General features: G+C 67.8%; 14 protein-coding genes. 3 read left to right on the top strand and 11 right to left on the bottom strand.

Annotated elements, in window-relative coordinates:
- Window positions 1-8: 8 nt before the first annotated feature.
- From POR01S_RS20500 to POR01S_RS20535, 8 genes are all read right to left on the bottom strand, one after another.
- Entirely contained in the window at window positions 9-356 is a 348-nt protein-coding gene (locus POR01S_RS20500; RefSeq protein ID WP_007160512.1) for a cupin domain-containing protein, read from the bottom strand.
- 102 nt (window positions 357-458) lie between these two features.
- The gene (locus POR01S_RS20505; RefSeq protein ID WP_027598979.1) at window positions 459-1487 is read right to left on the bottom strand and encodes an ABC transporter substrate-binding protein; all 1029 of its coding nucleotides are present in this window, start codon (window positions 1485-1487) and stop codon (window positions 459-461) included.
- Complete coding sequence (locus POR01S_RS20510; RefSeq protein ID WP_042138042.1) at window positions 1478-2614, bottom strand: NAD(P)/FAD-dependent oxidoreductase; 1137 nt, start codon at window positions 2612-2614, stop codon at window positions 1478-1480. Before POR01S_RS20510 ends, POR01S_RS20505 begins: the two co-directional genes overlap by 10 nt.
- Entirely contained in the window at window positions 2611-3972 is a 1362-nt protein-coding gene (locus tag POR01S_RS20515) for an FAD/NAD(P)-dependent oxidoreductase (RefSeq protein WP_042138044.1), read from the bottom strand. Before POR01S_RS20515 ends, POR01S_RS20510 begins: the two co-directional genes overlap by 4 nt.
- The gene (locus POR01S_RS20520; protein ID WP_007160508.1) at window positions 3969-4259 is read right to left on the bottom strand and encodes a (2Fe-2S)-binding protein; all 291 of its coding nucleotides are present in this window, start codon (window positions 4257-4259) and stop codon (window positions 3969-3971) included. Before POR01S_RS20520 ends, POR01S_RS20515 begins: the two co-directional genes overlap by 4 nt.
- A 17-nt stretch (window positions 4260-4276) precedes the next feature.
- Complete coding sequence (locus POR01S_RS20525) at window positions 4277-5071, bottom strand: ABC transporter permease (protein WP_027598975.1); 795 nt, start codon at window positions 5069-5071, stop codon at window positions 4277-4279.
- Between the two features lie 3 nt (window positions 5072-5074).
- Window positions 5075-5941, bottom strand: coding sequence for an ABC transporter permease (locus tag POR01S_RS20530; RefSeq protein ID WP_027598974.1), 867 nt, complete (start codon window positions 5939-5941; stop codon window positions 5075-5077).
- Window positions 5938-6957, bottom strand: coding sequence for an ABC transporter ATP-binding protein (locus POR01S_RS20535; protein WP_027601612.1), 1020 nt, complete (start codon window positions 6955-6957; stop codon window positions 5938-5940). Before POR01S_RS20535 ends, POR01S_RS20530 begins: the two co-directional genes overlap by 4 nt.
- 238 nt (window positions 6958-7195) lie before the next feature.
- Between POR01S_RS20535 and POR01S_RS20540 the strand changes: the two genes are divergently transcribed.
- Entirely contained in the window at window positions 7196-8026 is an 831-nt protein-coding gene (locus POR01S_RS20540; RefSeq protein ID WP_042138046.1) for an IclR family transcriptional regulator, read from the top strand.
- On the opposite strand, the gene POR01S_RS20545 is transcribed toward POR01S_RS20540, so the two are convergent.
- Window positions 8023-8490 carry an RNA methyltransferase gene (locus POR01S_RS20545; protein WP_007160503.1) on the bottom strand — a complete coding sequence of 156 codons (468 nt, stop codon included), beginning with the start codon at window positions 8488-8490 and terminating at the stop codon, window positions 8023-8025. The genes POR01S_RS20540 and POR01S_RS20545 overlap by 4 nt on opposite strands.
- Before the next feature lie 97 nt (window positions 8491-8587).
- On the opposite strand from POR01S_RS20545, the gene POR01S_RS20550 reads away from it, so the two are divergent.
- Window positions 8588-9331, top strand: coding sequence for a class I SAM-dependent DNA methyltransferase (locus POR01S_RS20550; protein ID WP_042138048.1), 744 nt, complete (start codon window positions 8588-8590; stop codon window positions 9329-9331).
- Here the strand turns inward: POR01S_RS20550 and POR01S_RS20555 are convergent.
- The gene (locus tag POR01S_RS20555) at window positions 9328-10086 is read right to left on the bottom strand and encodes an SDR family NAD(P)-dependent oxidoreductase (RefSeq protein ID WP_042138050.1); all 759 of its coding nucleotides are present in this window, start codon (window positions 10084-10086) and stop codon (window positions 9328-9330) included. The two genes, POR01S_RS20550 and POR01S_RS20555, sit on opposite strands and share 4 nt — an antisense overlap.
- A 176-nt stretch (window positions 10087-10262) precedes the next feature.
- Here POR01S_RS20555 and POR01S_RS20560 point away from each other — a divergent pair, with 176 nt between their 5' ends.
- The gene (locus tag POR01S_RS20560) at window positions 10263-11138 is read left to right on the top strand and encodes a LysR family transcriptional regulator (protein ID WP_042138052.1); all 876 of its coding nucleotides are present in this window, start codon (window positions 10263-10265) and stop codon (window positions 11136-11138) included.
- 56 nt (window positions 11139-11194) lie between these two features.
- On the opposite strand, the gene POR01S_RS20565 is transcribed toward POR01S_RS20560, so the two are convergent.
- Complete coding sequence (locus POR01S_RS20565; RefSeq protein WP_042138054.1) at window positions 11195-11725, bottom strand: REP-associated tyrosine transposase; 531 nt, start codon at window positions 11723-11725, stop codon at window positions 11195-11197.
- Between the last annotated feature and the right edge of the window lie 126 nt (window positions 11726-11851).

Consider the following 11851-nt stretch of genomic DNA (forward strand, 5'->3'; position numbering starts at 1 on the left):
CCTTCAGATCAGGCGAAAACGAAATACTTGCGCACCGTCTCGACCACTTCCCAGGTGCCCTTCATGCCGGGTTCGACGACGAAGATGTCGCCGGCTTTCAGGTGGATGGGCTCCTGGCCATCGGGGGTGATGATGCAGTAGCCCTCCTGGAAGTGGCAGTACTCCCACTTCACGTAGTCGACGCGCCACTTGCCGGGGGTGCAGATCCAGGTGCCCATGATCTTGCTGCCGTCATCGGAGGTGTAGGCATTGAGGTTGACGGTATGGGGCTCGCCCTCGATGCGCTCCCATTTGCAGGCATCGACCACGGGCAGGGGTTGGGTGTCGCGCAGAACGGTGATGGGCGGGTTGGCCATGGCGGCTCTCCTGGTGATGGAAGCCGCCAAGGGTGAAGGGTCGCCCCGAAGCCGAGTTGTCCAGGGTCGACACCCACCGGTGCGTTTGCGCTGTTCGAGCGACTAGCGCTCCACCTGCCGATTCCAGCGGGCGTTCCACTGCGGCCGCACCTTGTTCACTTCGTCCCAGTCGATGGTCACGGCGGTCTTCAGGTAGTTCTGCATGGCTTCCACCTGGCCGCGGGTCTTGTCGGTGGTGGGGGTGTTGGGGTTGGACGGGATCTGGTCGCCCAGTTCCAGCGCCGGGGCCTGGGCCTCGGGGGTCAGCAGGTATTCCGCCAGTTGCTGGGCCAGCTCGGGCTGGTCGTTGTTGGCGGTCACGCACTCGGCGACGTTGAGCACCACGGCGCCTTCCTTGGGCGGGGCGTATTCCACCGGGATGCCCTTGAGCTTGAGCGCGGTGACCTGGGTGGGCGTCAGCGGGAACAGCGCCGCCTCGTCGGTCTGCACCATTTCCGAGAGCTTGGCCGAGCTGGGGATGTACTCCAGCACATTGGGGCCGACGGTGGTGGACCAGGCCTTGAAGCCCGGATCGACGTCCTGCTCGGTGCCGCCCTTGAGCCGGTTGAACATCAGGAAACCATGCAGCCCGAAGGTGGACGAGGACAGCGACTGGAACACCACCTTGCCCTTGTACTTGGGATCGGCGAGGTCCGCCCAGGAAGTCGGCGCCGCCCAGCCCTTGTCCTTGAACAGCCGGCTGTTGTAGGCGAGACCGGTCACGCCCAGGCTGACGGCGGCTGCCTGATCCTTGATCTTGGCCTTGTCGGGGATCTGCGCCAGGGCCGCGCTGGGCTTGAGCGGGCTGCACAGATTCATGCCGATGGCGCGGTACATGATGCCGTCGTCGAGAAACATCACGTGGATCGGCGGCTTCTGCGGACTGGCCTGGACCTTGGCGAGGATGTCCGCCGAGGTGCCGGGCACGATCACCACCTTGACGTTGTGCGCCTTCTCGAAGGCGGGCAGCACGCTATCGGCATAGAGGCGTTCCATGGTGCCGCCATTCATGCCGAGGTAGAGCGTCGGTTCGGCCACGGCGGCCAGGGGCAGGCCGGCGAGGGCCACGAGCAGGGCAGGGGTCAGGCGCATGATTGGGAACTCCTGGGCTGGTGAGGGAAACGGGCGATGGAAAAGGCCTGCAGGCTGTGCCGGGAGGCGCCCTGCAGGATGCACTCGGCCAGGGCTTCGCCAGCCGCCGGCCCGATCTGGAAGCCCGCGCCGGCAAAGCCGAAGCCGTGCAGCAGGCCGGGGGTGGTGAGACTGGGGCCGAGCACCGGCTGGTGATCCGGCAGATAGCCCTCGACGCCGCTCCAGGTGCGGATGGCCTGGGCACCGCTGAGGGCCGGATAGAGTTCGGCGGCGTTTCTCAGGATGTCGAGGATGGCCAGCTGGCCGGGGCGGGCGCGGTCGGCGTCGAGGGCGAAACCGCGCCCGCCGCCCAGCACGCAATTGCCGCGCGCCACCTGGCGGGCATAGATGCCGCCGCCTTCCACGCCGGTGCTGGCTGTCATGAACGGCGGCAGCGGTTCGGTCACCAGCATGGCCGGATGGGCCGCGGTGAGGGGCACCGGCTCGCCGAAGCGGGCGGCCAGCTCTGCCGCCCAGGCACCCGCGCAATTGAGCAGCCAGGGCGCGCTCAGGGTCAGGCCGCTGTCGGTGCGGAGCTGGAAGCGCTGGCCGTCGTGCTCGACCGCGGTCACGGCGGTCCGTTCGAGGATGCGGGCGCCGGCGCGGGCAGCGGCCTGGGCGAAGGCCGGGGAGACCAGGCGCGGATTGGCGTGGCCGTCCTCCGGACAGAAGGAGGCGCCCACGGCGATGTCGCCGACCCAGGGAAAGCGCCGGCGCAATTCGCCCCGGTCGAGCAGTTGCAGATCGAGGCCGAAGCCCTGACTGGCCTGGGCATAGGCCTGCAGGGAGGCGAAGTCGGTGTCGCTACGGGCCAGCTTGAGGTGGCCGGATCTGAGGTATTCGCCATCGGTACCCAGCAGGTCCCGCAGACCACCCCAGATCTGATGGGCGCGGCTGGACAGCGGCAACTGCACCAGCGGGCGGCCCTGGCGGCGTACCCCGCCGTAGTTGACGCCACTGGCCTGGGCGCCGCAGAAGTTGCGTTCCAGCAGGGCGACGCGCTGGCCGCCCTGGGCCAGGAACAGCGCCGCGCTGCTGCCGACGATGCCGCCGCCGATGATCAGGACATCCACGTCCAGCCGACTCATGGCGCCAGCTCCACGCCAAAGGGCAGCGGCTTGATCGGCGCCTGGGCGCGCAACCGGCCGATCTGGTCCAGCGGGCGACCACTGGCGCAGGCGATCAATTCGGCCGCCGCCGCGCCGCAGATGCGCCCCTGGCAGCGACCCATGCCGACCCGGCAGGTGGCCTTGACCCTGTTGATTTCCCAATGGCCCTGGGCCACGGCGGCGCGGATCTCGCCGGCGCTGACCTGTTCGCAGCGACAGACTGTGACTTCGTCCGGCGCCTTGGCCGCCCAGTCCGCGGGGAAGGGAAAGGCCCGCTCCAGGCCCTGACGAAACACCTCGAAGCGCGCCAGGCGTCCTTGCAGGGTCTGGATGCGCGTCCTGTCCACCGGCACGCCGCGATCGTCCAGCAGACTCAGGGCCGCTAGTTCGCCCGCCAGCTCGGCGGCATCGGCGCCCTGGATACCGGCGCCGTCGCCGGCCAGGTAGACCCCGGTCTGACTGCTGCGCCCACCCGGATCCCGCACCGGCAACCAGGCGCGATTGAGAGCGCTCCAGGCGAAGTCGCAGCCCAGCAGGTCGGCCAGCTGGGTCTCGCTGCGCAGCGTCTGGCCGAAGCCCAGGGCGTCGCATTCCAGCCGGTGCGCCTCGCCATCGGCGGCGCGCCAGCGCACGGCGTCTACTCGACGCTCGCCTTCGACCGCCAGGAGCTCGGCACCCTGGTGCACGGGTACGCCGTGCAGCGCCAGCCAGCTGCGGTAGTAGAGGCCCTTGGCGAAGGTGACCGGCTGGCCGAGCAGGGCCGGGGTGGCAGCGGCCTGGTCGCGGAAGGGCGCGCTGTCCAGCACCGCCAGCGGCTTGGCCCCGGCCTTGGCGTATTGATAGGCGACCAGATAGAGCAAGGGGCCGGTACCGGCCAGCACCGGGCGGCTGCCGATGGCGCAGCCCTGGAACTTGAGCGCCACCTGGGAGGCCCCCAGGCTGTAGACGCCGGGCAGCGTCCAGCCCGGTACCGGCAGGATGCGGTCGGTGGCGCCGGTGGCGACGATCACCTGGTCGAAGGCCAGGCGATCGACATAGCGGCCCTGGCTCAGGGTATCCAGGGCGCGTGCTTCGGCATTCCACACCAGGGTGTCGGGTCGATAGTCCAGCTGTGCCTGCACGGCTTCCAGCGCGCCGTGCAGCGCCTGGGCCTTGCCGGCTTCGAAGCCGTACAGCGCCTTGCTTGGCCGCCGGAAATTGCCCGGTTGCTGGCGATAGATCTGGCCGCCGCCGCGGGCGCTTTCGTCGAGCAGCACCGGCTCGAGGCCATGGGCGACCAGGGTCTGGGCCGCGCGAATGCCCGCCGGTCCGGCGCCCACCACCACGACGGCGCTCACAGCGGCCGCCCCGGATCGCGGCTGACCTGCTGGCCCGCTTCGAGAAAGGTGGCGCAGGCGCGCACCCGGCGACCGTCGGCCAGGCGCACCCAGCAATCCTGGCAGGCGCCCATCAGGCAGAAACCGGCACGGGGTTCGCCGCCGAAGTCGCTACCGCGCAGGTGATCGCTCTGGGTCAGGATGGCGGTGAGCAGGGTATCGCCCTGCAGGCCCTCGGCCGGCTGGCCGTCGAGGGTGAAGGCCAGGGTCGGGCGGTCGCGTTCGGCCACCCGCTTGAGCAGTGCCATGGAGGGGTCTCGGCTGTTCATTGTTTGCCCACCAGCACGCGATCCAGGCCATAGATGCGGTCGAGCAGGATCATGGTGGCCGCGGTGAGGGCGATCACCAGGGCCGACACCGCCGCCATCATCGGGTCGATGGATTCGGTGGCGTAGACGTACATCCGCACCGGCAGGGTCTGGGTCGCCGGAGAGGTGACGAAGATCGACAGGGTCACCTCGTCGAAACTGTTGATGAAGGCCAGCAGCCAGCCGCCGGCCACCCCGGGCAGGATCATCGGCAGGGTGATGCGGCAGAACAGCGTGGTGCGACTGGCGCCCAGGCTCTCGGCGGCTTGCTCGGCGCTGCGGTCGATGCCGATGGCGGCGGCGATCACCAGGCGCAGCACATAGGGGGTGATCACCACCACGTGGGCCAGCACCAGCCAGCTGAAGCTGCCGTTCACCCCCAGCAGGGCGAACAGCCGCAGCATGGCCACGCCCAGCACCAGGTGCGGGATGATGATCGGCGAGAGGAACAGGCCGTTGAGAAAGCCCTGGCCGGGAAAGCGGTAGCGGGTGATGGCCAGCCCCGCCGGCACCGCGATGAGCGTCGCCAGGGTGGCCGACAGCGCCGCCAGCTGCAGGCTGTTGTAGAAGGCGGTGAGGAAGTCCGCCCGCTCGAACACGGCGGCGAACCAGCGCAGCGAGAAGCCGGCGGTGGGCAGGCTGAGGGTATTCTCCGGGGTGAAGGCCACCAGGCAGACCACCACCAGCGGCGCCAGCATGAAGACCATCACCAGGGTATGGAAGGCAAGCCCGAGCGGGCCGTTGCGGGTCATGGGTCAGACTCCCAGGGCACGTTTATAGCGGCGTTCCACCAGGCGATTCCAGCCCAGCATCACCAGCAGATTGAGCAGCAGCAGGGCCACCGCCAGGGTGGCGCCCATCGGCCAGTTGAGTTCGGCCAGGTACTGGTCGTAGATCAGGGTGGCGACCATCTTCAAGCGGCGTCCGCCAAGCAGGCCGGGGATGGCGAAGGAGCTGGCGGCCAGGCCGAAGACGATCAGGGTTCCGGAGAGCACCCCGGGCATCACCTGGGGCAGCACGATGCGGCGCAACACCGTCAGGTGACTGGCGCCCAGGGACAGCGCGGCCTGTTCGGCGGCAGGATCGAGTTTCTGCAGCGAGGTCCACACCGGGATGATCATGAAGGGCAGCATCACGTGGACCAGGCCGACGACTACCGCGAAGGGGGTGTAGAGCAGCTTCAGCGGGCGTCCGCCCAGGGCCACGATGGCCTGGTTGACCAGTCCGTCGGCGCCCAGCAGCAGGCTCCAGCCGAAGGCGCGCACCACCACCGAGATCAGCAGCGGCGTCAGCACCAGGATCAGGAAGATCGAGCGCCAGGGCGCGCCCATGCGACTGAGGACGATGGCCTCCGGCACTCCGATCAGCACGCAGAGCAGGGTGACCAGGGCGCTGATCCAGAAGGTGCGCAGGAATATCTCGTAGAAATAGGGATCACCCAGCAGGCTCAGATAGTGGGCCAGGGTGTAGCTGCCTTCCTTGATCCCGGTTTCGTAGTCGAAGACGTTGAAGGACAGCGCCAGGGTCAGCGCCAGGGGCGCCAGCAGCAGTCCGGCAAACAGCACCAGCGCCGGGGCGCTGAGCAGATAGGCGCGGCCGGTGCCGCGCAGCAGGGTGCTCATGCCGCGGCCTCCGCGGCTTCCAGGCGGCGTAGCAGACCGTCGTCCCAGTGCAGCCCGACGCGCTGGCCCTCGTCCAGCGGTGGCAGCCCGTCGTTGCTGCGCAGCACCGACACCTCGCCCAGCGCCGTCTCCAGGCGGTACAGCCACTGGCTGCCAAGGAAGAAGCGGGTCAGCACCCGTCCTTGCAGGCGACCCTCGCCGGCGGGGCGCAGCTCGATCTTTTCCGGCCGCAGCGAGATCGCCAGGGCACCACCGGCGGCGATCTGCGGCCGGCCCTGGGCATCCAGGCTGCCGGGCAGCAGGTTGGCCTTGCCGACGAAATCGGAGATGAATCTGTTGCGCGGATGCTCGTAGAGCCGATAGGGCGCATCCACCTGGGTGATGCGCCCGGCCTCCATCACCACCACCCGATCGCTGATGGACAGCGCCTCGGACTGGTCGTGGGTCACCATCAGGGTGGTGATGCCCACCTCGCGCTGGATGCGGCGGATCTCGAACTGCATCTCTTCACGCAGATGGGCGTCCAGGTTGGACAGCGGCTCGTCCAGCAGCAGCACCGGCGGGGCTATCACCAGTGCCCTGGCCAGGGCCACCCGCTGGCGCTGGCCACCGGAGAGTTCGCGCGGATAGCGCTCGGCGTGCTGGCCCAGGTGCACCAGGCCCAGGGCTTCCTCGACGCGGCGGGCGAGTTCGGCGCCCGCCACCTTGCGCATGCGCAGGCCGAAGGCGACGTTGTCGCGCACCGTCATGTGCGGGAACAGCGCATAGCTCTGGAAGACCACCCCGAGGCCGCGACTGGCCGGCTTGGCGTGGGTGATGTCCTGGCCGTCGAGCAGGATGCGCCCGCTGCTGACCTCGACGAAGCCGGCGATCATCTGCAGGGTGGTGGTCTTGCCGCAGCCGGAGGGGCCGAGCAGGGAGACGAATTCGCCGCGCTCGATGGCCAGGGTCGAACCGGCCACCGCGTAGCTGTCGCCGTAGCGCTTGCTGAGATTGTCGAGAGTCAGGAAAGCCATGGCCGCAATGCTCCTCCGGTCGCGCCCACGGGGACGGTGGGCAAGGTTTTGGCAGGGCGAAAGACAGCCTGGATCTGGACGTTGGCGCTCGCTCGAATGGCGGCGTCCGGTGATTGTGAGTATCGCCCTATGGACCTGAAGGTAAGGGCGACCTAGGATGCAGGACAAGCGGGTTTTTCACTGAATGAACTCTTTTTTCGGATTTATTCATTCAGTGAAATATTTTGGAGTGCTGTAGATGGAAGATTCCATTGAAAGAAAGGCGGTTGGCGGTGAGGTAGGCGTCGGTGCCATCAGCCGGGTGTTCGCCGTGGTGCGCGCCCTGGGCGAGGGCGATCCCGAAGGGGAAAAGGTCACCCGCCTGGCCGAGCGCGTGGGCCTGTCGCAACCCACCACCCACCGGCTGCTGCGCGGCCTGGTGGAAGAGGGCATGGTCGAGCAGTGCGCCCGCAGCAAGAGATACCGCCTGAGCCTGGACTTCTTTGCCTTGGCGGCCCGCGCCGGCCAGGTCGGCAACCTGCGCGACCTGGCGCGGCCGAGTCTGCTGCGACTGTCGGCGTCCCTCGGCGATTCGCTGTTCCTGCTGGCACGCAGCGGCTTCGATGCCATGTGCCTGGATCGCAGCGAGGGGCCCTATCCGATCCGCACCTTCACCGGCGACATCGGCGGTCGCGTGCCCCTGGGCGGTGGCCAGGGCGCCCTGGCGATCCTGGCCTTCCTGCCCGAGGAAGAGCGCGAAGAGGTGATCCGCTACAACCTGCCGCGGCTGCGCGACGCCCATCATTACGACGAGGTGCTGCTGCGCGCCGAGATCGACAATGTCCGCCAGCAGGGCTACGCCGCGCGCAACACCGGGGTGCTGGCCGGCATGGCGGGCCTCGCCGTGCCCATCCTTGACCGCAACGGCCGGGCGGTGGCGGCCCTGAGCGTGGGCACCCTGAGCGAACGCCTCAACGCCCAGCGCCTGCCCACGGTGATCGAACTGCTCCGCCGCGAAGCCGGGGTGATCGCCGCGCGCATCAACCCCTTCGATCCGGTCTTGCGCCGGCCGACCCAGGGGTTTGGTTAAAAAAGCGGACCGGAGCGGGTGTTATTGCCCTTCGCCAGGCGGTCATAGAGCACCACGTTGACCGTGGCCGCCAGATTCATGCAGCCCTGGGTAGGGATGTACACCACGTCTTCGCACCAGTCGCGCAGCTCCTGGCTCAGGGAGCCGTCCTCGGCGCCGAACAGGTAGAGGGCGCGATCGGGATGGGTGTACTCGGGCAACGGTCGGGCGCCGTCCACCAGCTCCACCGCCACCGGCACGCAACCCAGCGGCAGGATGCGGCGCAGGTCGTCGATGTTGATCAGCGGGATGTCCTGGTGGACCTTCTTGGTGTCGGTGACGAAATCCTTGGCGCGGTCGTAGCGGGTGCCGGTATAGAACACCGAGGCCACCCCGTAGCAGCCCGCCGCCCTCATGATGGACCCGACGTTGGACGGCGACTTGGGGTTGCTCAGGCCGATGCAGGCGTATCTCTTGTTGCTCACGTCAGGGGACTCTCGGGAAAACCGCCAGTATAAGGCGTCCATCATCGCGAAAACCGACTAAGATGCGCGCCCGCGTCTCCAGCCTCGAGCCCCTGCGATGTCCGCCACCGCCCTCTACACCGACCTGTCGGCCTACTACGACCTGCTCTGCGCCGACATCGACTACCAGGCGCAGAGCCAGGCGGTGCTGCGCCTGCAGCGGCTGTTCGGCAACGGCGGCAGCCGTCACCTGGATCTCGCCTGCGGCACCGGTCCCCATGTGCGGCATTTTCTCGATGCCGGCTTCCAGAGCAGCGGCCTGGACCTCAATCCGCCGATGCTGGCTCAGGCCGCGCTGCGCTGCCCCGAGGCCCGGTTCTCCTGCCAGGACATGTGCGCCTTCGAGCTGGAGCAGCCGGTCGATCTGATCACCTGCTTTCTCTACTCCCTGCACTACAGCGGCAGCCTCGCACGGCTCCAGGCGTGCCTGGCGCGGGTCCAGGCGGCCCTGACCCCGGGCGGCCTGTTCTGCTTCAACGCCGTCGACAAGCGCCGCATCGACAATGGATCCAGCGTCGGCCACAGCGTCGCGCGGGCCGACGGCCACTTCAGCTTCGCCTCCGCCTGGCACTACCCGGGCGAGGGCGAGCACCAGCAACTCCGTCTGCGCATCGAACGCCGTCACGCCGGCCAGCAGCAGACCTGGCAGGACGAACACCCCATGGTGGCGGTGGACTTCCCCGAACTGCTGGCCCTGCTGGAGCCATACTTCGAGGTCCAGGTGCTGGAGCACGACTATCAGCGCATCGAACCCTGGGCCGGCGAGGCGGGCAATGCGCTGTTCGTCTGCGTCAGGCGCTAGTGGGCATGGGCATGCATCCCGCCATCCACCGCGATCACATCACCCGTGAGGTAGCGCGCCAGCGGTGAGGCGAGAAAGGCCACCACCTGACCCACGTCTTCCGGCTCGCCGAAATAGCCGATGGGAATGTGCCGGGCGATAAAGGCCTGGCGCGCTTCGGGCGTCGGGTGCAGCCGCTGCAGGATCTGCTCGGAATTGATCCGCCCCGGGGCGATGGTGTTGACCGTGATGCCCTCGGCCGCCAGTTGACTCGCCAGCCCCTTGGACCAGAACTGGATCGCCGCCTTGGCCGCCCCGGCGCCGTTCACGTCCCGCGGCTCCATGCTGCCGCTGAAATTGACGATGCGTCCCCAACGTCTTTCGCGCATCCCGCCCAGCAGCGCCTGGGTCAGGCGGCGGGTGGCGGTGAAGTTGAGATTCCAGGCTTCGTCCCAGGCCGCATCGTCCGCCGTTATCGAAAGCGGTCGTGTACCGCCGGCGTTATTGATCAGGATATCCACCCGGCCCAGCCCGTCCTCGGCTTCCCGCGCCAGGCGCTGGACGTCTTCGGCGTCGGTGATATCCGCTGCGATCACCAGCGGCCGGGCATGACCCGCCGCCACGATCTCCTCGGCCAGGGCCTCCAGGGCGTCCCGCCGCCGCGCGGTGATCGCCAGTCGAACGCCTTCGGCCGCCAGGACGCGGGCGATGCCCGTGCCTATGCCCATGCTCGCGCCGGTCACCAGGGCGGTACGGTCGTGCAGTTGCAGATCCATGATCGATTCTCCATTTCAGGGTCGTAGGGTGGAAAACGGCGCAGCCTTTTCCACGGGTTTGGCTGAGTGCAGCGAAGCCCAACACTTCGCCACCTCACCCACGCCACTAGCCTCAACCACCACCCAGATGAGATAAACACCCTCCCAGTGCGAGGATTCCTTAGCAGGAGTGTGGAATGGATCTGCTCGACAGCATGCAGGTGTTCGTCGCCGTGGTGGAGCGCGGCAGCCTGGCCGCTGCGGCCCAGGCGCAGGGCATCTCGCCGACCATGGCCGGCAATCACCTGCGCAGCCTGGAAAAGCGCCTGGGCCTGCAACTGCTGGTGCGCACCACCCGGCGCCAGCGCCTGACCGCCTTTGGCGAGGGCTACTACGCCCGCTGCCGCGAGATCCTCGCCCTGGTCGCCGACACCGACCGCCAGGCCGAAACCCAGCGCCTGGCACCCGCCGGCATCCTGCGCGTGTCGGCGCCGGTGTCCTTCGGTACCTACGGCCTCACGCCACGGCTGGGCGACTATCTGGCGCGGCATCCCCAGGTCACCCTCGATCTGGTGCTGAGCGACCGCGTCCAGGACCTGGTGGAGGAGGGCATCGACATCGCCATCCGCATCGGCGAACTGGCTGATTCCTCCCTGGTGGCGCGACCCCTGGCGCCCTATGTGATGTGGTGCTGCGCCGCGCCCGGCTATCTCGCCCAGCGCGGCAGCCCCGAGCGACTGGCCGATCTGGAGGCCCACGACTGCCTCGGCATGGACCCTCGCGCCCTGAGCCAATGGCGTGCCCAGACCGGCACCCCCTTCGGCCCGCTGCCTCCCGGCCGCCTGCACCTCAGCAACGGCCCCGCTCTGCGCCTCGCCGCCCTGCAAGGCCTCGGCGTCATCCTGCAGCCGGCCTTCCTGCTGCAGGATGACGTCGCCGCCGGCAATCTGGTCCGCCTCTTCCAGGGCCAGGAACTCACCCGCCCCCTGACCGCGCTCTATCCCCAGACGAGATGGCGCTCGGTGACGGTGAGGAGCTTCGTGGAATTCCTGTTAACGGAGTTCACCCCGTAGCGTGGAAGCGGTGGTTGCCTTTTCCACTGATGTCGCCAAATCGTGACCCCGCGTGGCTATTCCCCCCAACGCCCTGTCTCCGCCATAAAGTCTCCACCCCAATCTTGCGGATAGAGCCCCATCCGCACCGCTCGATGAAAACTCGAATAGGGCCAGTCCTCTACCGCGCCGACATGGCCATGCTTGACCGGATTGAAGTGGATGTACTCCACATGACGCTGGTAATCCTGCTCGTCTCTTATCAGGTGCTCCCAGTACCGCCGCTGCCATATCCCGCGTTCACCCCGGGCTCTTTGCGTCGCCGTACGCCCTTCACCTACTGGCAGGCGTTTCGAGAAACCGAACTTGATCACCTTCCAGCGCAAGGCGAAATTCGCATCGCCCTCCGGCAGGGTCCAGATGCAATGCAGATGATCGGGGAGGGTGACCCAGGCATCGATATGAAAGGGATGGCGCAACTGCGTTGCCCGCACTGTCTCGCGGAGCAGATCAATATGGCGTGTCAGCAGATCGCTACGCCGATCCGTCAGGACAACGGTGAAAAAATAGGAAGCCCCCGGAACACGGGCACGACGAAATCGAGACATGGCAGCTCTTCCTTGAGCAGAGACAGAAACGATAGCTCACCCGTAGCGTGGAAAACGGCGCAGCCTTTTCCACTAGTGCCCCCAGCGCACGGCCTCAAAGCTCCCGCGTGGATAAGCTTCGCGTTG

Origin of the sequence: Pseudomonas oryzihabitans NBRC 102199 (assembly GCF_000730625.1) — a bacterium.
Taxonomy (GTDB): Bacteria; Pseudomonadota; Gammaproteobacteria; order Pseudomonadales; family Pseudomonadaceae; genus Chryseomonas; species Chryseomonas oryzihabitans.

Bases quoted from the DNA above. Each gene is read 5' to 3' on its own strand.
- POR01S_RS20500 (WP_007160512.1), bottom strand. From the start codon at position 356: ATGGCCAACCCGCCCATCACCGTTCTGCGCGACACCCAACCCCTGCCC.
- POR01S_RS20505 (WP_027598979.1), bottom strand. From the start codon at position 1,487: ATGCGCCTGACCCCTGCCCTGCTCGTGGCCCTCGCCGGCCTGCCCCTG.
- POR01S_RS20510 (WP_042138042.1), bottom strand. From the start codon at position 2,614: ATGAGTCGGCTGGACGTGGATGTCCTGATCATCGGCGGCGGCATCGTC.
- POR01S_RS20520 (WP_007160508.1), bottom strand. From the start codon at position 4,259: ATGGCACTGCTCAAGCGGGTGGCCGAACGCGACCGCCCGACCCTGGCC.
- POR01S_RS20525 (WP_027598975.1), bottom strand. From the start codon at position 5,071: ATGACCCGCAACGGCCCGCTCGGGCTTGCCTTCCATACCCTGGTGATG.
- POR01S_RS20530 (WP_027598974.1), bottom strand. From the start codon at position 5,941: ATGAGCACCCTGCTGCGCGGCACCGGCCGCGCCTATCTGCTCAGCGCC.
- POR01S_RS20535 (WP_027601612.1), bottom strand. From the start codon at position 6,957: ATGGCTTTCCTGACTCTCGACAATCTCAGCAAGCGCTACGGCGACAGC.
- POR01S_RS20540 (WP_042138046.1), top strand. From the start codon at position 7,196: ATGGAAGATTCCATTGAAAGAAAGGCGGTTGGCGGTGAGGTAGGCGTC.
- POR01S_RS20550 (WP_042138048.1), top strand. From the start codon at position 8,588: ATGTCCGCCACCGCCCTCTACACCGACCTGTCGGCCTACTACGACCTG.
- POR01S_RS20555 (WP_042138050.1), bottom strand. From the start codon at position 10,086: ATGGATCTGCAACTGCACGACCGTACCGCCCTGGTGACCGGCGCGAGC.
- POR01S_RS20560 (WP_042138052.1), top strand. From the start codon at position 10,263: ATGGATCTGCTCGACAGCATGCAGGTGTTCGTCGCCGTGGTGGAGCGC.
- POR01S_RS20565 (WP_042138054.1), bottom strand. From the start codon at position 11,725: ATGTCTCGATTTCGTCGTGCCCGTGTTCCGGGGGCTTCCTATTTTTTC.